This is a genomic window from Pseudoflavonifractor phocaeensis (genome assembly GCF_016901735.1).
In the GTDB taxonomy this organism is placed as follows: domain Bacteria; phylum Bacillota; class Clostridia; order Oscillospirales; family Oscillospiraceae; genus Pseudoflavonifractor_A.
Genome location: NZ_JACLZC010000029.1, coordinates 1 through 21,263, shown reverse-complemented (window position 1 = coordinate 21,263; position 21,263 = coordinate 1). Strand labels below are relative to the sequence as shown.

Annotated in this window: 18 protein-coding genes and 5 tRNA genes; 11 read left to right on the top strand and 12 right to left on the bottom strand. The window is 61.7% G+C overall.

The genetic code is table 11. The features are described from left to right. Positions 1–243 precede the first annotated feature (243 nt). The 8 genes from H7U37_RS07910 to H7U37_RS07875 form a co-directional block, all read right to left on the bottom strand. Positions 244–318 (bottom strand) — tRNA-Cys (locus H7U37_RS07910). Between the two features lie 41 nt (positions 319–359). After that, positions 360–435 (bottom strand) — tRNA-Gly (locus H7U37_RS07905). A 27-nt stretch (positions 436–462) separates the two neighbouring features. Continuing rightward, a tRNA-Phe gene (locus tag H7U37_RS07900) sits at positions 463–538 on the bottom strand. Between the two features lie 3 nt (positions 539–541). Further along, positions 542–618 (bottom strand) — tRNA-Asp (locus H7U37_RS07895). Positions 619–626: 8 nt separating this feature from the next. Further along, positions 627–702, bottom strand: a tRNA-Val gene (locus H7U37_RS07890). A gap of 144 nt (positions 703–846) precedes the next feature. Further along, entirely contained in the window at positions 847–1,725 is an 879-nt protein-coding gene (hslO, locus tag H7U37_RS07885; protein ID WP_204874934.1) for an Hsp33 family molecular chaperone HslO, read from the bottom strand. Between the two features lie 6 nt (positions 1,726–1,731). Next, positions 1,732–2,490, bottom strand: coding sequence for a class I SAM-dependent DNA methyltransferase (locus H7U37_RS07880; RefSeq protein ID WP_204874945.1), 759 nt, complete (start codon positions 2,488–2,490; stop codon positions 1,732–1,734). Further along, complete coding sequence (locus tag H7U37_RS07875; RefSeq protein ID WP_204874932.1) at positions 2,477–2,788, bottom strand: YerC/YecD family TrpR-related protein; 312 nt, start codon at positions 2,786–2,788, stop codon at positions 2,477–2,479. The genes H7U37_RS07880 and H7U37_RS07875 overlap by 14 nt, the downstream gene beginning before the upstream one ends. A 222-nt stretch (positions 2,789–3,010) precedes the next feature. On the opposite strand from H7U37_RS07875, the gene H7U37_RS07870 reads away from it, so the two are divergent. Next, positions 3,011–3,616: a hypothetical protein gene (locus H7U37_RS07870; protein ID WP_204874931.1), complete on the top strand. Its 606-nt coding sequence runs from the start codon at positions 3,011–3,013 to the stop codon at positions 3,614–3,616. 159 nt (positions 3,617–3,775) lie between these two features. Further along, positions 3,776–5,059, top strand: a complete 1,284-nt coding sequence (locus tag H7U37_RS07865; protein WP_204874930.1) for an adenylosuccinate synthase — start codon at positions 3,776–3,778, stop codon at positions 5,057–5,059. A 170-nt stretch (positions 5,060–5,229) separates the two neighbouring features. Here the strand turns inward: H7U37_RS07865 and H7U37_RS07860 are convergent, their stop codons facing one another. Further along, a complete protein-coding gene (locus H7U37_RS07860) occupies positions 5,230–6,081 on the bottom strand; it encodes a patatin-like phospholipase family protein (protein WP_204874929.1) in 852 nt (283 codons plus the stop codon). Between the two features lie 121 nt (positions 6,082–6,202). On the opposite strand from H7U37_RS07860, the gene H7U37_RS07855 reads away from it, so the two are divergent. Beyond that, entirely contained in the window at positions 6,203–6,988 is a 786-nt protein-coding gene (locus H7U37_RS07855) for a peptidoglycan recognition protein family protein (RefSeq protein ID WP_204874928.1), read from the top strand. A 69-nt stretch (positions 6,989–7,057) separates the two neighbouring features. Here the strand turns inward: H7U37_RS07855 and H7U37_RS07850 are convergent, their stop codons facing one another. From H7U37_RS07850 to H7U37_RS07840, 3 genes are all read right to left on the bottom strand, one after another. After that, positions 7,058–7,843: an amino acid ABC transporter ATP-binding protein gene (locus tag H7U37_RS07850; protein ID WP_204874927.1), complete on the bottom strand. Its 786-nt coding sequence runs from the start codon at positions 7,841–7,843 to the stop codon at positions 7,058–7,060. 11 nt (positions 7,844–7,854) lie between these two features. Then, positions 7,855–8,493: an amino acid ABC transporter permease gene (locus H7U37_RS07845; protein ID WP_204874926.1), complete on the bottom strand. Its 639-nt coding sequence runs from the start codon at positions 8,491–8,493 to the stop codon at positions 7,855–7,857. Between the two features lie 77 nt (positions 8,494–8,570). Next, positions 8,571–9,434, bottom strand: a complete 864-nt coding sequence (locus H7U37_RS07840) for a transporter substrate-binding domain-containing protein (RefSeq protein WP_204874925.1) — start codon at positions 9,432–9,434, stop codon at positions 8,571–8,573. 205 nt (positions 9,435–9,639) lie between these two features. Between H7U37_RS07840 and H7U37_RS07835 the strand changes: the two genes are divergently transcribed. From H7U37_RS07835 to H7U37_RS07800, 8 genes are all read left to right on the top strand, one after another. Beyond that, positions 9,640–10,779, top strand: coding sequence for a D-alanyl-D-alanine carboxypeptidase family protein (locus tag H7U37_RS07835; protein ID WP_204874924.1), 1,140 nt, complete (start codon positions 9,640–9,642; stop codon positions 10,777–10,779). A 284-nt stretch (positions 10,780–11,063) separates the two neighbouring features. Then, positions 11,064–13,178 carry a 1,4-alpha-glucan branching protein GlgB gene (gene glgB, locus H7U37_RS07830; protein WP_204874922.1) on the top strand — a complete coding sequence of 705 codons (2,115 nt, stop codon included), beginning with the start codon at positions 11,064–11,066 and terminating at the stop codon, positions 13,176–13,178. 125 nt (positions 13,179–13,303) lie between these two features. After that, complete coding sequence (locus H7U37_RS07825) at positions 13,304–14,518, top strand: glucose-1-phosphate adenylyltransferase (protein WP_204874920.1); 1,215 nt, start codon at positions 13,304–13,306, stop codon at positions 14,516–14,518. Continuing rightward, positions 14,515–15,636, top strand: coding sequence for a glucose-1-phosphate adenylyltransferase subunit GlgD (glgD, locus tag H7U37_RS07820; RefSeq protein ID WP_204874918.1), 1,122 nt, complete (start codon positions 14,515–14,517; stop codon positions 15,634–15,636). The genes H7U37_RS07825 and glgD overlap by 4 nt, the downstream gene beginning before the upstream one ends. Before the next feature lie 200 nt (positions 15,637–15,836). Next, the gene (gene glgA, locus H7U37_RS07815; protein ID WP_204874917.1) at positions 15,837–17,720 is read left to right on the top strand and encodes a glycogen synthase GlgA; all 1,884 of its coding nucleotides are present in this window, start codon (positions 15,837–15,839) and stop codon (positions 17,718–17,720) included. Positions 17,721–17,893: 173 nt separating this feature from the next. Further along, the gene (locus H7U37_RS07810) at positions 17,894–20,326 is read left to right on the top strand and encodes a glycogen/starch/alpha-glucan phosphorylase (RefSeq protein ID WP_204874916.1); all 2,433 of its coding nucleotides are present in this window, start codon (positions 17,894–17,896) and stop codon (positions 20,324–20,326) included. A 200-nt stretch (positions 20,327–20,526) separates the two neighbouring features. Then, complete coding sequence (locus H7U37_RS07805; RefSeq protein WP_204874915.1) at positions 20,527–21,021, top strand: RNA polymerase sigma factor; 495 nt, start codon at positions 20,527–20,529, stop codon at positions 21,019–21,021. A 1-nt stretch (position 21,022) separates the two neighbouring features. Beyond that, positions 21,023–21,263, top strand: a 241-nt coding sequence (locus H7U37_RS07800; RefSeq protein ID WP_204874914.1) for a hypothetical protein, incomplete at its 3' end; no start/stop codon positions are given.

Below are 21,263 nucleotides of genomic sequence, written 5' to 3'. Positions count from 1 at the left end.
TTTTGCCCAGGGCATAAAAAATCCGACAGACCCTTTCGGATATGTCGGATGGTTCTGTCTTGTCCGCAAAGTATAGATGCCGGACAAGACCGGGACCCCACACAGTGGGGCGGCGCGTTGCGCCGTACGAGCGTTTTGGCCGGAGGCCAAAACCTCGGCGGAGGGCGAATTCATTTCGCCCGAGCATTTCAAATTTCCCAGGTATCCAAAAAAGAAGCACCTGCAAAGCAAGTGCTTCTTTTTTGGAGGCGCCACCCAGAATCGAACTGGGGAATAAAGCTTTTGCAGAGCTCTGCCTTACCGCTTGGCTATGGCGCCATATGGATAACAAGAGCAAGTACCGCTCTTGTTATCATTTTTGGAGCAGGTGACGAGGCTCGAACTCGCTACCTCCACCTTGGCAAGGTGGCGCTCTACCAGATGAGCTACACCTGCATCTCACTCCAAGAAGCTTGGAGTGGATGGTGCCTCCGGCCGGAATCGAACCAGCGACACGGGGATTTTCAGTCCCCTGCTCTACCAACTGAGCTACAGAGGCATATGGCGACGCGGAAGGGACTTGAACCCTCGACCTCCGGCGTGACAGGCCGGCGTTCTAACCAACTGAACTACCGCGCCATATGATATGGTGGGAACAACAGGGCTCGAACCTGTGACATCATGCTTGTAAGGCATGCGCTCTCCCAGCTGAGCTATGCTCCCCTGTCATCCCTTTGACGGGACCTTTCGCGCTGTCGTGTCTCACGCGACGTAGGTTATTATAACAAACCCCCTTCCACTTGTCAACCACTTTTTTTCATTTTATTTCGGTCCCCCATCCCCCGCGGAATGGGGGACCGTTCCGCTTTATATCCGGGCCAAAAGGTCCTCCAGCTCCTGGCGGGTGTAGCGGTACACCCGGTCGCAGAACTGGCAGGTAAGCTCCGCGCCCCCCTGCTCGGCGATGAGGGACTCCAGCTCCGCCCGGCCCATGCTGATGAGGGCCCGGGTCACCCGGTCCCGGTCGCAGTAGCACCGGTACTCCACCGGTGACTCCTCCAGAACCTCCAGGTCGAAGTCCCTCAAAACCTCGCGCACCAGCGCTAGGGCCGTGACGCCCTCCTTCAGGTGGTTGGTCACCGCGCCCACCCGGGCCACGCCCTGTTCCACCTTGGTGATGACCTCGTCGTCCGCGCCGGGCAGCAGCTGGATGAGATATCCGCCGGCGCACAGCACGCTCTGGTCGGTATCCACCAGCACCCCCAGAGCACAGGCCGAGGGGATCTGCTCGCTTTCGGCAAAGTAGGCGGTGAGATCGTCGGCAATCTCGCCGGACAGAAGGCCGATGCTCCCCACATAGGGCTCCTTCAGCCCCAGGTCCTTGATGAGGGTCAGGGTGCCGTCGCAGCCCACCGCCGTGCCCACGTCCAGCTTACCCGGCGCCTTCAGGGGCAGCTCCACCAGGCCGTTCTGCACATAGCCCCGGACGTTGCCCGCGCAGTCGGACACCGCCGTCACCGTGCCCAGCGGACCGCCGCCCTTGATGCGCAGCGTCACGCTGCCCTTTTCCTCCTTTAACTGGTTGCCCACCATGGAGCAGCCCATCAGCGCCCGTCCCAGGGCCGCCGTGGCCACCGGCAGCGTCTTGTGAATCTGCCGCGCCCGCTCCACCAGCGCCCGGGCCGAAATCGCGCTGGCCTTGACGGGCGCGTCCTTGGCCAGCACCCTTACAATCTGATCTGACATAATTGGCTAAAAATCCTTTCTCGCGACAAAGAAAATCCGTTCTTCTCCCGCTTTGGGAGCCCGCATCTTCCGCTCGCCATATCGCTTGATCTGTCCAAAGCCCGCCTGGCGGAGCATCTCCTCCAGCTGGTCCGGCTCATAGGCGTACTCCTCGTGGAGCTCGGTGCCCCGCTCCCACAGATCGCCCCGGACATGGCGGAATACGTCCATGGCATAGGTGCAGATCCGCCGCCGGGGCGCGTACTCCGCCCGCCAGACGCAGTAGGCGTCCTCCGTCTCGTCCAGAAAGACCTGGCCGTCCAGCACTTTCAGCTTTTCCGGCGTGTTGATATCAAAAATAAACAGCCCGCCCGGCATCAAAAAGAGGTGGACCCGCTGAAACGCCTTGGCCAGCAGATCCGGCCTGGTCACATAATTCACGCTGTCCAGACAGCAGACGCAGGCGTCTATGGTGCCGTAGAGGTCCAGCTTCTCCATGGATTGATGGAGAAAAATGGGCCGGATGGGCAGCGCCTCCCCCAGCTCCGCCGTCTTTTCCTGGGCCTGGGCCAGCATCTCCTCCGACCGGTCGGCGCCGATCATCTCATAGCCCCGCCGGGCCAGCTCCACCGTCAGGCTCCCCGTCCCGCAGGCCAAGTCCAGCACTGTATGGATGGGCAGCCTGGACTTTGTAAAGTGCTTTTCCAGATAATCCGCCCACAGGGGATAGCGCACGTCGGTGGTCAGCGCGTCGTAGCACCCGGCCAGAAACTCATAACTTTCCATCACGCCTGAGCTGCTCCTTCACCCGGGGCAGAACGGTCTGATAGCCGTCCGCGCCGTACTGAAGAGACCGGTTCACCCGGCTGATGGTGGCGCTGGACGCGCCTGTCCGCTCCAGGATATCATTATAAATCATCCCGTCGCTCAGCAGCAGCGCTACCTCAAAGCGCTGTTCCATGGACCGCAGCTCGGCCACTGTGCACAGGTCGGAGAAAAAACGCTTGCACTCGTCCAGATCCTTCAGTGAGAGAATGGTCTCGTAGAGCAGGTCATTCGGCTCCTTCTTTCTGTTTTTTGACAAAACGGTTACCTCCCGTATGTGGTGTTCCGTGAGTTTGGCCCGCCGCGTCTTGGGGACGGGCGGGCAACTGTCCACCACATATTTTACCAAAGTGAATCAACAAAGTAAACACTCTTTTCTCCTTTCCGTCAGAAATTCCCGCCGCCGTCCCCAGCCCCCACGCCGCGGCATAGAATAAAGGGCACCAACGCTCCGTATTCTGTCTGTCAGGAGGGGTTTTTCATGTCCGCTCTCTTTTCCAACGGCCAGTGCCGGCCGGTGCGATGGGTCCAGGTCCTGCGCGCCCAGGGCAGGCCGGTCCTCTCCCTCACCCTCTCCCTTCCCCGCCTCACCGGCGGAGGGACGGGCGCCGAGCGGGTGAACCGCCATTTCACCCGGCTGCGGGAGGCCTGGCGGCGGCGGTGGACCGGTCCCCTCTACCGCGCCGCCGCCCAAGCGCCCCCGCCCCCCTGGTCCGCTTCCCTGGACTACCGGGTCACCCTCCACACCCAGGACCAGTTCAGCCTCCTGTGGACCGCCTCCGTCACGCGGGGAGAGACCGTCAAAACCGTCTCTTGCGGCGAGTGCTGGGACCTGCGCACCGGCGCACTCCTCACGCTGAAAGAGGTCCTCCCCCTCCGCCGCCGGGACCTGACGGCCCGCCTCTCCCAGGCGCTGGAGGCCCGGCCCGGCCTCTTCCCCGACTGGAAGGCCCGCCTCCGCGCCGCCCTGGACCCCGACCGCTTTTACCTCACCGAAGAGGGCCCCGTCCTCTTCTTCCCCCCCGGACGCCTGGCCGACCATTTCCTCCAAGTCCCCCTTCCGTGGGACACCGAACCCGTCCAATAAAATTTTCTCCACTTTTTCCCCGCCTGTTTGTGGATTTCGCCTTGCCTTTACCGAAAGAGCGCGATATAATAACTTTAGTTGTGGACCGCTGCCGTCCCAACGCACAATGGCTCGCGGGAAAAGGCCAATGCGCGAATCCCCGCGGCAGGAGGAATCATTATGGTCAAAGCAATCGTCGGCGCCAACTGGGGCGACGAGGGCAAAGGCAAGATCACCGACCTTCTGGCGGAACAGTCCGACGTGGTCATCCGCTTCCAGGGCGGCGCCAACGCCGGTCATACCATCATCAACGAGTTTGGCCGGTTTGCCCTGCATATTCTCCCGTCCGGCACCTTTTACCCGCATATCACCAACATCATCGGCAACGGCGTGGCGCTGGACATCCGCCGCCTGGTGGATGAGCTCCGCGCCATCACCCAGCAGGGCGTCCCCGCCCCCAACCTCATCGTCTCGGAGCGCTGCCAGATCCTGATGCCCTACCACGTCCTCCAGGACACCTACGAGGAGGAGCGCCTGGGCGGTAAGGCCTTCGGCTCCACCAAGTCGGGCATCGCCCCCTTCTACTCTGACAAATACGCCAAGATCGGCATTCAGGTCTGTGACCTCTTCCACGAGGACCGCCTACGGGAGCGCCTTACCCGGGCCGTGGAGCTCAAAAACATCCTCTTTGAGCACATGTACCACAAGCCCAAGCTGGACGTGGACGCCCTCTTCCAGGAGCTCATCTCCCTGCGGGAGGAGATCCGTCCCTATGTGGGCGACGCCATCTCCTTCGTCCACGAGGCCCTGGCCCAGAACAAGACCATCCTGCTGGAAGGCCAGCTGGGCTCCATGAAGGACCCCGACCTGGGCATCTTCCCCATGACCACCTCCTCCCATACCCTGGCTGGCTTCGGCTGCGTGGGCGCTGCTGTGCCCCCCACTGCGGTAAAGGAGGTCATCTGCGTCACCAAGGCGTACTCCTCCTCGGTGGGCTCCCACACCGAGCCCTTCGTCAGCGAGCTGCTGGGCGAGGAGGGCGACGAGCTGCGCCGCCGGGGCGGCGACAAGGGCGAGTTCGGAGCCACCACCGGCCGTCCCCGCCGGGTGGGCTGGTTTGACGCCGTGGCCACCAAGTACGGCTGCATGGTGCAGGGCGCTACCTCCGTGGCCCTCACCTGTCTGGACGTGCTGGGCTACCTGGACGAAATCAAGGTCTGCACCGGCTACGAGATCGACGGCGAAGTCACCGACCGCTTCCCCACCACGCCCCGCCTCATGAAGGCAAAGCCCGTCTTTACCACCCTGCCCGGCTGGAAGTGCGACGTCCGCGGCATCACCGACTATGCCGCCCTGCCCCAGCAGGCCAAGGACTATGTGGACTTCATCGAGTCCCAGATCGGCGTGCCGGTGAAGATCGTCTCCACCGGCCCCAAGCGCCACGAGATCTGCTACCGCAAGTAATCCCCCATTCAAGACACAGAGAGGCCCCGGACCAGCGGTCCGGGGCCTTCGTCTTTCAAAGAAGGGAACAGAAGAATGAGGTGCCTGCATCGCAGCGGGCGACCACAAGGGTCGCCCCTACGGAGTGGGAGGGGATACCATTGCCCCGCCCGCATAGGACCGCTTTCCACTTATTTTGCCAAAAACGCCTTCAATTCCTCCGCCCGGGCATACGCCTGGCCCAGGCCCGACTTCCACAGCCGCCGGATCTTCTCCGTGTCCCGCTCCACCCGGGAAAAGCCCTGGGTGCGCTCCGGAACGAAAAGGAATACCTTCCCCTCCTTCTCCAGTTGGAAAAGCTCCTCCCGGCAGTCGTTATAGGTCTTGGCCCGGTCCCGCATGGTCTGGCAAAAATGGGGGTACTGCCGGTACCGCAGGTCAATGGCCGGCTGGAGCTTCTCGGGCTGGCGGCGGTAGCTCCGCTCCTTGGTGAGCACCACCACCACCTTGTCGCACCCCTTCTCCAACGCCCGGCGGTAGGGGATGGCGTCCGCCGCGCCGCCGTCCAGATAGTCCCCGCCCTCCATATGATAGATGGGGAAAAGGAGCGGCATGGCGCAGGTGGCCTGGAGGAGCTGGAAATCGCTGTCCCGCCGGGGCACCGGCCAGTATTCCGCCCGGCCGGTTTTCAGGTTGGTGACCACCGCCTCCACCTCCCCCGGCCAGCGGGCAAAGGCGTCGTAGTCAAAGGGCACCAGTTTGTTGGGAATGTCGTCATAGGTGAATTTCAGGCCGAAATAGCAAAAATTCCCCGGCTTCAGGAGGTTTCCCGCCCCCATATACCGCTTGTCATTGGCGTACTTGGTCAGAATCTCCAGGTTCCGCCCAAACTGCCGGGAAAGATAGCTCACCCCGTAGGCAATGCCCGCCGAGACGCCCACCACATAGTCAAAGTCAAAGCCCAGCTTCAAAAATCCGTCGGTGACGCCGCTGGAGAAAATCGTGCGCAGCGCGCCGCCCTCCAGCACCAGTCCTGTTTTCATGGTTTTTCACATCCTTTACTCCTGATTATAGTCCTCTCTCCCCCGGGATGCAAAGCCTTTTTGCACGCCGGCGTGCAACCTTCCGCCCCGGGACACATAGGATGGAAGGGAGGAATTTACCATGGAACTCACCCAGCATATCCTGACGGACAGCGGCTGCTATCAGGCCGGGCGGACCATCACCCCAAAGGGAATCATGGTCCACTCCACCGGCGTGGCCCAGCCCGACCCGGACGTCTTTCTCCGGCTGTGGAACGCCCCGGACGCCAGCGCCTGCGTCCATGCCATCGTCCACCAGGACGGCGTCATCCAGACGCTCCCCTGGAACCGACGGGGCTGGCACGCCGGCAGCCCCCCCAAGGGCGGGACCTCGGCCAACAACACCCACATCAGCTTCGAGATCCTGGAGCCCGCCGGACATTCCTACCAGGGCGGCACTATGATCGGCTACGACGCCGTCAAAAACGCCCCCTACTTCGCCAAGGTCTACCGCAACGCCGTGGAGCTGTGCGCCTTTTTGTGCCGGCGCTACGACCTGGACCCCCTGACCGACATCGTGGACCACCATGAAGGGTGCCTGCGGGACATCGCCAGCAACCACGCCGACGTGTCCCACTGGTTCCCCAAACACAACAAGAGTATGGACACCCTCCGGGCGGACGTGGCCGCCCTGCTGGCGGATGTCCCCAAGGAGGAGACTATGACCCAGACCGAATTCAACGCCATGTTCGCCGCCGCCCTGGCCGCCTGGCAGCAGGAGCAGCAGAAAAAAGCCCCCAGCGACTGGGCCGCCGACGCCTGGACCAAGGCCAAGACCGCCGGCGTCTTTGACGGCTCCGCCCCCCAGACCCCCCTCACCCGGGAACAGGCCGCCCTGGTCCTCCAGCGCCTGGGCCTGGTACCCTAAGGGCATAAAAAAGCCCGGCAGCTTCTCTTTTTCGGGAAGCTGCCGGGCTTTCTGATGCTTTTTTGCTCCTTACGAACCGGCGTAGCGGGACAAAAACTGCCGGGTACGTTCTTCCCGGGGATGCTCAATGACCTGCCGCGCCTCTCCCTGTTCCACGATGATCCCGCTGTCCATGAAAATCACCTGGTCGGCCACATCCCGGGCAAAGGCCATCTCGTGGGTGACGATAATCATGGTGGTCTTTTGCTCCGCCAGGGAGCGGATGACCTTTAAGACCTCGCCGGTCAGCTCCGGGTCCAGCGCCGAGGTTGGTTCATCAAAACACAGGATGTCCGGCTTCAGAGCCAGCGCCCGGGCAATGGCCACCCGCTGCTGCTGGCCGCCGGAGAGCTGGTGGGGATAGTGTCCCGAACGGTCCGCCAGACCCATCCGCTCCAGCAGCGCCTGGCCCTGGCTGCTGATCTCCTCCAAAATTTCCCGCCTCCGCGCCTTGAAGTCGGGCTGTTCCTGGGCCAGCAGCTGGGGCGCCAACGTCACGTTCTCCAGGGCGGTATACTGGGGAAAGAGGTTGAACGACTGGAATACCAGTCCAAAATGGAGCCGCTTTTTCCGCACCTCCGCCTCCCGCTGGGTCGCGGGGTCGTCCGCGTCAAACAGAGTCTCCCCGTTGACTAGAATCTTGCCCTGGTTGGGGGTCTCCAGGAAATTGAGACACCGCAGCAGGGTGGTTTTGCCCGAGCCGGAAGAGCCGATAATGGCCATGGCCTGGCCCTGTTCCAGCGAAAAACTGATGTCCTCCAGCACCCGGGTATCTCCAAAATGCTTCTCAATATGCTGTACATCCAGAATGGGCATGACGGGCCTCCTTACTTGAAATAGTCCAGCTTCTTCTCAAACCAGCCAAACAGCAGGGTGAGAATGCCGTTGACCACCAGATAAAACACGGCGGTGTAAAACAGGGGCCAAATCATGCCCTTTTTGATGTAGGATTCCCCCATCCAGATGATCTCATATACCGAGATGGTGCGCACAAGGGCAGTGTCCTTTACCAGAGTGATAAACTCATTGCCCATGGGGGGAACGATACGTTTGATGACCTGAAGCAGGGTGACCTTGAAGAAGATCTGGCGCTTGGTCATGCCCAGCACCAGACCGGCCTCCTGCTGGCCCAGCGGCACGCCCTGAATGCCGCCTCGAAAGATCTCGGAAAAGTAGCAGGCGTAGTTGATGACAAAGGTCACCACCGCCGCCGTGAACCGCGGCAGCAGCGGCAGGTCAAACATCAGACCGGGACCGTAAAACACCACCAGGATCTGGAGCATCAGAGGGGTGCCGCGGATGACCCACACAATCGTCCTGACCACCGCCCGCAGCGGGGTACACCGGCTCATGGAACCAAAGGAGATGATAAGACCCAGCGGAAGGGCAAAGAGCAGGGTGAGGGCAAAGAGCTGCAAGGTAACAACGAGACCTTCCAGCAGGGTGAGGGATACAGACAACAGCATAGGCGTTTCCTCTCTATGACCGGGGAAAGGCAGAGAGCGCTCAAGCTCTCTGCCTTATGCCCACAAAATCGTTGTGCTTACTTCTCGATGATGGACTCCTGCACGCCGTAGGTGGTGGCCACCTCCATGACGGTACCGGCATCATAGGCGTCCTTCCAGAAGCTGTTGAACGCCTCGGTCAGATCGGAGCCCTGGCGGAACGCCACGCCGTAATCCTCGCTGTTGAGCTGCACAGTGTAGGTCAGCTCGGGATAGCTGGTGCCCTCGCCGATCATGGCGCCCGCCATCAAAAGGTCGATGACGCAGGCGTCGGAGGCGCCGGAGGCCACTTCCATCAGGGCGTCGGCCTGGGTGGTCTTGGCCACATAGGTCAGGTCCAGCAGATCCAGCTGCTCGGCGCCGGCGGAACCGTTCTCCACGGCGAAGTTCAGCCCGGACAGACTCTCCACGGTCTGGTAGTCCTCGGCCTTGTCAGCGGGGAGCACCACCACCTGGCCGTTTTTGCAGTAGGGTTCAGATACGGAAGCGCCTTCGGTGACCTCATCGGTGATGGTCATGCCGTTCCAGATCACGTCGATGCCCTTGGTGTCCAGCTCCATGAGCTTGTTGTCCCAGTTGATCTCCAGGAACTCCACTTCCACGCCCAGGCTCTCGGCGAAGGCCTTGGCCATATCGGCGTCAAAGCCGATCCACCCGCCGTTCTCATCTTTATAGTCCATGGGGGCAAAGTCGGTCATGCCCACCACCAGCGTACCCTTGTCCTTGACGTACTGAAGATCGCTCTCGGCGGCGTCGCTGTCCGCGGGGGCGGTGGACGCCTGGGTCTGGGGGGCGGTGCTCTCCTCGCCGCCGTCGGGCTGGGTGGCGGTACCGCTGGAGCAAGCGGTCAGCGAGAGGCCCAGCGCTACGGCCAGAGCCATGGAAATCAGTCTCTTTTTCATGTAAATCCATTCCTCCATTTATGTATGTTCGGTTTGCGCGCGGTCTCATCCGCCGCGCCGTTGCTTTAGTATATTAACACAATAAAGCATCTTTGGGAAGGGGGTAAACGGAAAAATTTTTCCACCGCTGGCGGACGCATAGGAGCCCCACCCATTCCACATCCTGTATCCAGACCAAAACGTCCTTTGAATGGGAGGAACTGCCATGAAACGACTGACCGCGGCGCTCCTGTGCGCCGCATTGCTGCTCTGTCCCGCCGGCGCCGCCGGGCAGACCGCCGGTGCGCCTCAGGTGGACGCCAAGGCCGCCGTGCTGATGGAGCAGGAGACCGGACAGGTTCTCTGCCAGCAAAACGCCCACGACAAGCTGGAGTCGGCCAGCGTCACCAAAATCATGACCATGCTGCTGGTCATGGAGGCCATGGACAGCGGACAGCTCTCCGCCGACGACCCGGTCACCGTCTCCACCCGCGCCGCCTCCATGGGCGGCTCCCAGGTCTACCTGAAGGAGGGCGAACAGATGACGGCGGGCGACCTCCTCAAGGCGGTGGCGGTGGTGTCGGGCAACGACGCCGCCGTGGCCCTGGCCGAACACATCGCCGGCAGCGAGGAGGCCTTCGTCTCCCGGATGAACCAAAAGGCCGCCGAACTGGGGATGAGCGACACCACCTTCCTCAACTGCACCGGCCTGCCCGCCGCCGGACACCTGACCTCCGCCTATGATATCGCCCTCATGTCCCGTGCCCTCCTCTCCTATCCCGAGATCCAGAACTATACCACCATCTGGATGGACTCCATCCGGGACGGACAGTTCCAGCTGTCCAACACCAACCGGCTGGTCCGCTTCTACCCCGGCTGCACCGGCCTGAAAACCGGCTCCACCGACGCCGCCGGCTACTGCCTCTCGGCCAGCGCCACCCGGGACGGCCTCTCCCTCATCGCCGTGGTGCTGGGCTCCGACACCTCCGCTAAGCGCTTCGACGCCGCCGAGGCCCTCCTGAACTTCGGCTTTGCCAACTATACCCTGGTGGACGCCCTGACCGGCCTGGCCCTCCCGCCAGTGGAGGTGCTCCTGGGCAAGGACCGCTGGGTACAGCCTTTGGCCCAAAACAGCGGCAAGGTGCTGGTGGCCCGGTCCGACCTGGAGCGGATCTCCACTCAGCTCCGCCTGGCGGAAAACGTGGAGGCCCCGGTGGAGGAAGGCCAGATTTTGGGCGAAGTCACCGTTTTGCTGGACGGTGAGCCCTACGCCTCCATCCCCCTTATCGCGGAGACGGCGGTGGAACGCCTCTCCATCCCCGGCGTATTCCGGCGGCTCATGGAACTTTTATTCATGGCCGGGTAAAGTTTTCACAAAGACTTCGGAACCGTGCCCGGTCCCGAAGTCTTTGTTTTTGTATAATATGTAAAAATATTCCTCGCCTTTTGCCGATTTTTTTACATTCAGCGCGTCTTTTCACTCTTTTTTAAGTCCAGTCAAGGAGTTCTTGACGTACTACCATTTTTGTTGTATGATTTATACAAATAGGCGTCCGGCTTTCACAATGCCTGTTATCACCTATGACAACTAAAGCATCCCCTCTGCTTATCTAACTTTTGGATGCTTTTACCAGTGAGGAGAGAGAGCCTATGAAACCTGAAAAAAACGCTTCCCCTTCCGCCCTTGAGCTCTTCCTAGAGGGGCATTCCGCCCACGCCCAGGATTACATGGGCTCCCACCCCGCCCAAAAAGACGGTATGGACGGCTATGTCTTTCGCGTATGGGCCCCCCACGCCGTCTCCGTCTCCATCATGGGCGATTTTAACGGCTGGAATGAGTCCGACCACCCCATGGTGCGTCTGGAGGGCGGCGTGTGGGAGGGCTTCGTGCCCGGTCTTAAGCGCTACGATACTTATAAATACGCCGTTCGCACCCAGAGCGGCGAGGTGCGCGCCAAGTCCGACCCCTATGCCTTCCACGCCGAGACACGGCCCGGTACCGCCTCCAAGATCTACGATCTGGGCGGCTACACCTGGGGCGACAAAGCCTGGATGGACCACCGCCGCGCCAACCCCATCTATGAAAAGCCCCTCAATATCTACGAGATCCACCTGGGCTCCTGGCGGCGCACCGGGGACGACGAGTTCCTCAGCTACCGGGATATCGCCCATTATTTGGTCCCCTATGTGAAGGAAATGGGCTTTACCCACGTGGAAATGCTGCCGGTGAGCGAACACCCCCTGGACGCCTCCTGGGGCTACCAGTGCACCGGCTACTTTGCCGCCACCAGCCGCTTCGGCACTCCTGACGACTTTATGTACCTGGTGGATCAGCTCCATCAGGCCGGGGTAGGCGTCATCCTGGATTGGGTCCCCGCCCACTTCCCAAAGGACGCCTTCGGCCTTTACGAGTTCGACGGCGCGCCCTGCTACGAGTATGCCGATACCCGCAAGGGCGAGCACGCCGACTGGGGCACCCGCGTCTTTGATTACAGCCGCTATGAGGTCCAGTCCTTCCTCATGTCCTCCGCCCTCTTCTGGCTGGAGCAGTACCACATCGACGGCCTCCGGGTGGACGCCGTGGCCTCCATGCTTTATCTGGACTACGGTCGCCAGGGCGGCGAGTGGGTGCCCAATATGTTCGGCGGCCACGAGAATCTGGAAGCGGTGGACTTCATCCAGAAGCTCAACACCCGCATCTTCACCGACCACCCCGACGTCATGATGATCGCCGAGGAGTCCACCGCCTGGCCCCGGGTGTCCCATCCGGTGGGCGAGGGCGGCCTGGAGGGCGGTCTGGGCTTCAACCTCAAGTGGAACATGGGCTGGATGAACGACATCATGCACTACATGAAGCTGGACCCCTACTTCCGTCAGTATAACCACAAGGACATCACCTTCTCGCTGATGTACGCCTTCTCCGAGAATTTCGTCCTCCCCCTGTCCCACGACGAAGTGGTACATATGAAGGGCTCCTTCATCAACAAGATGCCCGGTTCCGACGACGAGAAGTTCCCCGGCGTCCGGGCCTTCTACACCTACATGCTGACCCACCCCGGCAAGAAGCTCCTCTTCATGGGCAGCGAGTTCGGCCAGTTCAACGAGTGGCATTATGAGCACTCCCTGGACTGGCACCTGCTGGAACAGGAGCGCCACGCCAAGCTCCAGAAGTTCTTCCAGGGCGCCAACCGCTTCTATCTGGACCATCCCGAGCTGTGGCAGCTGGACTTCTCCTGGGAGGGCTTCCAGTGGATCTCCGCCGACGACAACCAGGCCAACACCATCTCCTTCCTCCGCAAGGACAAGAAGGGCAACGCTCTGGTAATCGTGTGCAACTTCTCCCCCGTGGACCGGACCGGCTACTGCATCGGCGTGCCCACCCCCGGCGCCTATACCTGCATCTTCAACACCGACGACATCGCCTACGGCGGTGAGGGCCGGGGCGACCATGAGCCGGTGAAGAGCCAGTATATCCCCTGCAACGGGCAGGATCAGTCCCTGATTATTACCCTGCCTCCCATGAGCGCGGTCATCTACCAGTGTACCCGCCGCTTCCCGCCGCGCCGCAAAAAGGCGGGCGAGACCGACGGCACCGTTACCGTCAAGAAAGCCACGGCCCGCAAGGCAAGCGTCAAACCCGCCCTTGCCCAGCCCGCCGAGAAAAAGGCCCTCAAAAAACCCGCCGAGAAAAAAGAGCTCAAGGCCTCCGCCCCGCGCAAAAGCCTGGAAAAGCCCGCCGCCAAACGGGGCGGTAAGAAGTCCTGAGCCGGACGCAGCGGAAAGGCGAGGTGAGTGCCGCTGACGATTGCGCGGATGGATTCCGCACCCCCCCAATGTATCCCCATCCCCTTATTTTATGAGAGAGGGTAACTGTTAGAGGTGATTTAGTGATGAAAAAAGAATGTGTCGCCATGCTTCTGGCCGGCGGCCAGGGCAGCCGGCTCCATGCGCTGACCAGCCATGTGGCCAAGCCCGCCGTCCCCTTCGGCGGTAAGTACCGCATCATCGACTTCCCCCTGTCCAACTGTGTCAACTCCGGCATCGACACCGTGGGCGTCCTGACCCAGTACCGTCCCATGGAGCTCAACGCTTACCTGGGCAACGGCCAGCCCTGGGACCTGGACCGCACCGACGGCGGCGTCCATGTGCTTCCCCCCTACATGCGCGAGGGCGAGAAGGGCACCTGGTACAAGGGAACCGCCAACGCCATCTGCCAGAACATCGACTTCATCGAGCTCTATGATCCGGACTATGTGCTCATCCTGTCGGGCGACCATATCTATAAGATGGACTACTCCAAGATGCTGGCCCACCACAAGGCCACCAACGCCGCCTGCACCATCTCCGTGCTGGAGGTCACCATGGAGGAGGCCACCCGCTTCGGCATCATGAACGTGGACGAGACCGACACCGTCTACGAGTTCGAGGAGAAGCCCGCCCATCCCAAGAGCAACCTGGCCTCCATGGGCATCTACATCTTTACCTGGTCCAAGCTGCGGGAGTACCTGCTGGCCGACGAGGCCGACGAGACCAGCTCCAACGACTTCGGCAAGAACATCATCCCCGCCATGCTCAACGCCAACGAGAAGCTGGTGGCGTACCGCTTCCAGGGCTACTGGAAGGACGTGGGCACCATCGACTCTCTGTGGGACGCCAACATGGATATGCTCTCCCCCGAGAACGGCATCGATCTCTATGACACCGAGTGGCCCATCTTCGCCCGCACCCCCACCAAGCCCCCTCACTACACCGGCGCCAACGCCCATATCTCCCACTCCATGGTCACCGGCGGCTGCGTGGTCTACGGCGACGTGGAAAACTCCATCCTCTTCCACTCGGTCACCGTGGAGCCGGGCGCCAAGGTCCGCTACTCCATCCTGATGCCCGGCACCGTGGTCAAGGCCGGCGCCGTGGTGGAATACAGCATCGTGGCGGAGAACACCACCATCGGGTCCTATGCCCAGGTGGGCGCGCCGCCCAGTGATAGCGCCCCCGAGGATTGGGGGATTGCCGTCGTGGCCCAGGGTCTCACCGTGGGCGATCACGCCGTCGTGGCGCCCAAGGCCATGATTACCAGCGATGTGAAAGGAGGTGCGGCGAAATGATGAACAAACTGCACGGCATCATTTTTGCTTACCGCTCCAACCCTGACCTTCAGGAACTGACCCAGCACCGCAACACCTGCTCCGTCCCCTACGGCGGCCGCTACCGCGTGGTGGACTTCATGCTCTCCAACATGGTCAACGCCGGCATGACCGACGTGGGCCTCATCGCCCACGCCAACTATCAGTCCCTGCTGGACCATGTGGGCTCCGGCAAGGATTGGGACCTGTCCCGCAAGCACGGCGGCCTGCGCATCCTGCCCCCCTTCAGCTACGCCGACAAGCTGGGCGACGGCACCTATAAGGGCCGCATGGACGCGCTGGCCGGTGTGTTCTCCTACCTGGAGAACATCCGTCAGCCCTATGTCTGCCTGGCCGGCGGCGACCTGGCCGTCAACCTGCCCCTGAAGGAGATCTACGCCTCTCACATCGAGAGCGGCGCCGACATCACCGCCGTGTGCACCAGCCATCCCAACGGCGACCCCAAGAACTGCGACTACTTCACCGTCGGCGAGGACGGCATGGTGGTGGACGTGGCGGTCCATCCCAAGGAGCCCAAGGGTATGGAATCCCTGGAGGTCTACATCATCTCCAAGGACCTGCTGCTGGAAGTGGTGAGCCACTGCTCCGCCCATAACATCTCCTCCTTCAGCCAGGGCGTGCTCATGGAAATGGTGCGCACCGGCAAGAAGATCAACGCCTACCGCTTCGACGGCTACGCCGCCCGTCTCCAGTCGGTGGCCGGTTACTTCGCCCGCAGCATGGAGCTGCTTAACGACGACGTGCGCGCCCAGCTCTTCGTCCCCGAGCGCCCCATCAAGACCAAGGACCGCTCCAACCCCTCTACTTACTACGGGCCCGATTCCCGCAGCGTCAACTCCCTGGTGGCCGACGGCTGCATCATCGAGGGCGAGGTGGAGAACTCCATCCTCTTCCGCGGCGTCCGCGTGGAAAAGGGCGCCCGGGTGTCCAACTGCGTGCTGATGCAGGGGACCACCATCCAGGCCGGCGTGGTGCTGAAATACGCCATTACCGACAAAAACGTGCGCATCAACCCCGGTCGGATGCTCATGGGTCACGCGACCTACCCTCTGGCCATTTCCAAAAACGAAATCGTATAAAAATTGACGATTGTTCCTAGAGAACTGCGGGAGACGAAGGCGTTTTTTTAACACTTCGTCTCTCGCATTCATTGGACGATTCTGCTATACTAGGATATGGTTACATATTTACTAATCCTGGCTGATTGTACCTGTCGCCGCTTGGATTTCGTCAGTTTTTTGGATCGGACCTCCGGTCCGGTCTATGAAAGGAGTTTAGAATGAACATCCTGTTTGCTGCCTCCGAGGTGGCCCCCTTTATTAAGACCGGCGGTCTTGCCGACGTTGCCGGCAGTCTGCCCCAGGCCCTGGCCGCCTGCGGACACGATGTGCGCGTCATCCTCCCCCTCTATGAGGGCATTGGGCAGGAGTGGCGCAGCCAGATGACGTACCTCTTCAACTTCCACGTCCGTCTGGCCTGGCGTTCCCCCTACTGCGGTATTTTTGAGCTGAAGCGGGACAACGTCACCTATTACTTCGTGGACAACGAGTACTACTTCAAGCGCTCCAGCATTTATGGCCACTATGACGACGGCGAGCGTTTCGCCTTCTTCTCCCGGGCTATCATCGAGACCCCCGGCCATCTGAACTGGCATCCCGAGGTCCTCCACTGCAACGACTGGCAGACCGCGCTTGTGCCCATCTATCTGCTGGAGGAGCGCCACCGCGTGCCTCAGCTCTATGATACCAAGTCTGTGTACACCATCCACAACATCGAGTATCAGGGCCGGTACGGCAAGCAGACGCTGGAGGATCTCTTCGGCCTCAACGCCGGCTACTTCAACGAGCATATGCTCCGCTACCACGGCGACGTGAACCTGATGAAGGGCGCCATCTACGCGGCCGACTATGTGACCACGGTCTCCCCCACCTACGCCGAGGAGCTCCAGTATCCCTTCTATGCCCACGGCCTGGAGGGCGTCATCTCCGACAACCGCCACAAGCTGCGCGGCATCCTCAACGGCATCGACGCCGCCCTGTACGATCCCGCCCACGACCAGGGCCTGACCCAGAACTACACCGCCGACGACCTGTCCGGCAAGGCCGCCTGTAAGGCCGCCCTGCAGCGGGCTGTGGGCCTCAATGAGGACCCCAACGTCCCCATTATCGCCTGTATCTCCCGTCTGGTCAAGCACAAGGGCTTCGAGCTGGTGACCTCCTCCATCCATGACATCATGGCCACCAACGCCCAGATGGTGGTGCTGGGCACCGGCGACTGGAACTTCGAGGAGGCCTTCCGTCAGGCCCAGGCCCAGTACCCCGGCCGGTTCTCCGCCAACATCATGTACTCCGCCTCCCTGTCCACCGCCATCTATGGCGGCGCCGACCTCTTCCTCATGCCCAGCGTCTCCGAGCCCTGCGGCCTGTCCCAGATCATCGCCATGCGCTACGGCACCCTGCCCGTGGTCCGTGAGACCGGCGGTCTCCGCGACACCGTCCGCCCCTGCGGCGTGGACAACGCCACCGGCTTCTCCTTCGCCGACATCAACGCCCACGACATGGTGTGGGTCATCCGGGAGGCCGTCAACCTCTACCACAACGACAAGTACACCTGGAACGCCTTGCAGCGGGCCGGCATGACCGCCGACTTCTCCTGGCGCAGCTCCGCCGAAGAGTATCTGCAGGTCTACAACTGGATTACCGGTCTGGATATGCACCCCTTCGGCATGGGCCTCGGCCCTTTTGAGGATGCCGCGCCGGTAGAGGAAACCCCCGCTGTGGAGTCTGCCGACGCGGTGGAGCAGCCTGTGGAAGCCCCCGCCGCCGAGGAGGTCAAGGCGGATGAGGCCAAGGAAGAGGCCCCCGAGGTCAAGGAGGAGGCCCCCGCCAAGAAGCCCGCCCGCAAGACCGCCGCCAAGAAAACCACCACCCGCAAGACCAAGGCTAAGGCCGCCGCGGAGGAGAAGGCCGAGGAGGCCCCCGCCGCCGAAGCCAAGGAGGAAACTCCCGCCGTCGAGGTTAAGGAGGAAGCCCCCGCCGCTGAAGCGGTCAAGGCGGAGGAGGTTCAGGAAGAGGCCCCCGAGGTCAAGGAGGAGGCCCCCGCTAAGAAGCCCGCCCGTAAGACCGCCGCCAAGAAAACCACTGCTACCCGTCGGAAAAAGTAAGAAGATTTTTCCACTCCTTCTGTTTGTTTCCCTGCCAAGCGGTCCAAACTAGTTGACAGGGAGTCTATTTCTCCAGGTAACGGCTTTATGGCCCGCGGGCGGGGTCCATTTCCGTCCCGCGGGCCGTTTTGCGGCCGTTGCCACCATTCTCTATTTTTTGGAGGGTCTGCCTCATGCATCAGTACACAAAAAAAGAACTGGTCGATCTGATCACCGGTAAGCTGCGCCGCAATTTCGGGCGCGATGTGGACGAGGCCACGAACCTGCATATGTTCAAAGCCTGCGCCATGGTCCTGCGCGATATCATGTCTGAGCGCCAGATGGTCACCGAAGACAAGATCCAGCGCACCCATGCCCGTCAGGTCCACTACCTCTCCCTGGAGTTCCTGATGGGACGCTCCCTGATGAAGAACGCCTACAATCTGGGCGTGGTGGAGCCCCTGAAGGAGGCCATTGAGAGCCTGGGCTTCTCCGCCGCCGACCTCTTCGAGTCGGAGCCCGACGCCGGTCTGGGCAATGGCGGCCTGGGCCGCCTGGCCGCCTGCTATCTGGACTCCATAACCACCCTGGACATCCCCGCCACCGGCTACTCCATCTGCTACGAGCTGGGTATTTTTAAGCAGAAGATCGTGGATGGCCAGCAGGTGGAACTGGCCGACAACTGGCTGGGTCTGGGCGACGCCTGGCTCATCCCCAAAATGGATGAGATCGAGACGGTCCGCTTCGGCGGCAAGGTGGAGGACGTGTGGGAGAATGGCCAGCACAGCATCCGCCACACCGGTTACGACACCGTTCTGGCTGTGCCCAAGGATATGGAGATCGCCGGCTATAAGACCGAGCATGTCAACATCCTCCGCCTGTGGGACGCCAAGAGTCCTGTGCCTGTGGATATGTCCCTCTTCTCTCAGGGCGCCTACCTGAAGGCCGTGGAGCAGAAGGCCATGGCCGAGTCCATCTCCAAGATCCTCTACCCCGAGGATAACCACCGGGAGGGCAAGGCCCTGCGCCTCAAGCAGCAGTATTTCTTCGTCTCCGCCACCGTGCAGTCCATCGTGCGCAAGCATCGCGCCGAGTACGGCACCCTGCGCAACTTCCACAAAAAGCACGTCATCCAGATCAACGACACCCACCCCACCCTGGTCATCCCCGAGCTCATGCGCATCCTGCTGGATGAGGAGGGCTACGGCTGGGATGAGGCCTGGCACATCGTGACCCATACCGTGGCCTACACCAACCACACCGTCATGGCCGAGGCCCTGGAGTGCTGGCCCCAGGATCTGGTGAGCAGCCTGCTGCCCCGCATCTGGCAGATCATCATTGAGATCGCCAAGCGGTATCAGGAGGAGCTGACCACCTACTTCCGCGGCGATATGGGCCGCGTGGAGCCTATGGCCATCATCTGGGGCGGCAATGTGCGCATGGCCAACCTCTGCATCTGCGCCTGCTACGCCGTCAACGGCGTGTCCGCCCTCCACTCCGACATCCTCAAAAAGGATGTGTTCCACGACGCCTACGTCTGTACCCCCGATAAGTTCAAGAACGTCACCAACGGCATCGATCACCGCCGCTGGCTGGCCGAGTGCAACCCCGAGCTGGACCTGCTCATCAAGGAGTGCTGCGGCGGTCCCAAGTACCTCCTCCGCCCCGAGGCTCTCAAAGACCTGGAGAAGTACAAGGACGACGCCTCCGTACTGGAGCGTCTGTCCAAGATCAAGCGGGACAACAAGCTGGCCTTTGCCAGCTATGTGGCCAAGGAGAGCGGCATCATCCTCAACACCGACGCCATGTTCGACGTGCAGGTCAAGCGTCTCCACGAGTACAAGCGCCAGCTGCTCAACGTGATGCACATTATCTACCTCTACCAGAACCTCAAGCGCAACCCCAACTTCCTGACCACCCCCAAGGTGTACCTCTTCGGCGCCAAGGCCGCGCCCGGCTACCATGTGGCCAAGGAGATCATCCACCTCATCAACTCCCTGGCCGCCACCATCAACGCCGACCCCGTCTGCAAGGATAAGCTGCAGGTGGTGTTCCTGGAGAACTACCGGGTCTCTCTGGCCGAAAAGCTTATGCCCGCTTCGGAGCTCTCCGAGCAGATCTCCACCGCCGGCAAGGAGGCCTCCGGCACCGGCAACATGAAGTTCATGATGAACGGCGCGGTTACCATCGGCACCCTGGACGGCGCCAACGTGGAGATGCACGAGGTCCTGGGCGACGAGAACATCTTCCTCTTCGGTCTCAAGGCCCACGAGGTCACCGAGATCAAGAACAAGGGCTACAAGCCCTATGAGTACTACATGCGCAACGGTGACATCAAGGCCGTCATCGATCAGCTCTCCAAGGGCTTTGACGACGGCGTGTCCTATGACAACCTGACCCGCATGCTGCTCTTCGGCAACGGCAGCGCGCCCGACCAGTACATGCTGCTGGCCGACTTCGAGAGCTACCGCGCCGCCCAGCTGGCCGCCAGCCAGACCTATCTGGACCGCAAGCGCTGGAACCAGATGTCCCTGCTGAACATCGCCCGTTCCGGCATCTTTGCCGCCGATCGTTCCATCTGCGACTACGCCCGGGATATCTGGGATGTGCCGGTCCGCAAGATCTGATCGCCTCCCCTTTCTTTGGCCGTCTATGGCCGAAGGAACGCCGTGAGGCTCTTGCAGCCTGCCGCACACAGCCGCACTTTTCCCACAGCCTGTTACGCCGCAAAGGTTCTTTCCTTTGCGGCGTATTTTTTTCTTTGTCCGGCAATCATTTTGCCCGCCGCCTTGTTTTTTAGGTAGAGAGATAGAAAGGAGCTGATCCCATGCCCAAACTCAACGGCGCGCCTCTGGACTGCGGCGCGGCGCTGGAGCGCTGGGGCGCCATGGTCTTTCGATTGGCCTGGCATACCCTGGGCTGCCGGGAGGACGCGGAGGACGCTGCCCAGGAGGTGTTCGTCTCCCTGGTCCAGTCCAAATCCACCTTTCGGGACGAAGAACACTTGCAGCGCTGGCTGGTCCGCTGCACCATCCACCGCTGCCGCAACCTGAGCCTGTCGGCCTGGCGCCGCCACACCGTCCCCCTGCCTGAACGCTGGGATGTCCCCGCTTATGGCTCCGACCCCATGGATCAGAGCGTCAGCGAGGCCGTAGGGCGGCTGCCCACCCCCTACCGTCAGGCCGTCTGCCTCCACTATGTGGAGGGATATACCGCCCTGGAAATCGGACGGCTGCTGGGCTGCCCCAGAGGAACCGTCCTCTCCCGCCTGAGCCGCGCCCGCACCCTGCTGCGTACTTACTTAAAGGAGGAGGTTTTGTAATATGCCAGACCTTGACGAACTGCTGCGCCGTTACGGCGCGGGAATGGCCCGTCAGACCCCGGGACACAGCTGGAAGGACAGGACCCGCCTGGCCATGGAGCAGGCCGCCAGACCCCGAAGGTCCGCCCTCCCCCTGCGGATCGTGGCCGCCCTGCTCCTGGTGCTGTGCGTGGGCGGCGGCGCCTGGACCGTTTTCCTCACCGTGGCAAAGCCGGGACAGGCCATCCCACCCGCCCTGGAGA

What these genes read in the sequence shown, in the direction of transcription:
- H7U37_RS07865 (WP_204874930.1), top strand. Translation starts at nt 3,776, where the DNA reads ATGGTCAAAGCAATCGTCGGCGCCAACTGGGGCGACGAGGGCAAAGGC.
- hslO (WP_204874934.1), bottom strand. Translation starts at nt 1,725, where the DNA reads ATGTCAGATCAGATTGTAAGGGTGCTGGCCAAGGACGCGCCCGTCAAG.
- H7U37_RS07805 (WP_204874915.1), top strand. Translation starts at nt 20,527, where the DNA reads ATGCCCAAACTCAACGGCGCGCCTCTGGACTGCGGCGCGGCGCTGGAG.
- H7U37_RS07845 (WP_204874926.1), bottom strand. Translation starts at nt 8,493, where the DNA reads ATGCTGTTGTCTGTATCCCTCACCCTGCTGGAAGGTCTCGTTGTTACC.
- H7U37_RS07870 (WP_204874931.1), top strand. Translation starts at nt 3,011, where the DNA reads ATGTCCGCTCTCTTTTCCAACGGCCAGTGCCGGCCGGTGCGATGGGTC.
- H7U37_RS07860 (WP_204874929.1), bottom strand. Translation starts at nt 6,081, where the DNA reads ATGAAAACAGGACTGGTGCTGGAGGGCGGCGCGCTGCGCACGATTTTC.
- glgD (WP_204874918.1), top strand. Translation starts at nt 14,515, where the DNA reads ATGATGAACAAACTGCACGGCATCATTTTTGCTTACCGCTCCAACCCT.
- H7U37_RS07855 (WP_204874928.1), top strand. Translation starts at nt 6,203, where the DNA reads ATGGAACTCACCCAGCATATCCTGACGGACAGCGGCTGCTATCAGGCC.
- glgB (WP_204874922.1), top strand. Translation starts at nt 11,064, where the DNA reads ATGAAACCTGAAAAAAACGCTTCCCCTTCCGCCCTTGAGCTCTTCCTA.
- H7U37_RS07840 (WP_204874925.1), bottom strand. Translation starts at nt 9,434, where the DNA reads ATGAAAAAGAGACTGATTTCCATGGCTCTGGCCGTAGCGCTGGGCCTC.
- H7U37_RS07825 (WP_204874920.1), top strand. Translation starts at nt 13,304, where the DNA reads ATGAAAAAAGAATGTGTCGCCATGCTTCTGGCCGGCGGCCAGGGCAGC.
- glgA (WP_204874917.1), top strand. Translation starts at nt 15,837, where the DNA reads ATGAACATCCTGTTTGCTGCCTCCGAGGTGGCCCCCTTTATTAAGACC.
- H7U37_RS07810 (WP_204874916.1), top strand. Translation starts at nt 17,894, where the DNA reads ATGCATCAGTACACAAAAAAAGAACTGGTCGATCTGATCACCGGTAAG.
- H7U37_RS07850 (WP_204874927.1), bottom strand. Translation starts at nt 7,843, where the DNA reads ATGCCCATTCTGGATGTACAGCATATTGAGAAGCATTTTGGAGATACC.
- H7U37_RS07880 (WP_204874945.1), bottom strand. Translation starts at nt 2,490, where the DNA reads ATGGAAAGTTATGAGTTTCTGGCCGGGTGCTACGACGCGCTGACCACC.
- H7U37_RS07835 (WP_204874924.1), top strand. Translation starts at nt 9,640, where the DNA reads ATGAAACGACTGACCGCGGCGCTCCTGTGCGCCGCATTGCTGCTCTGT.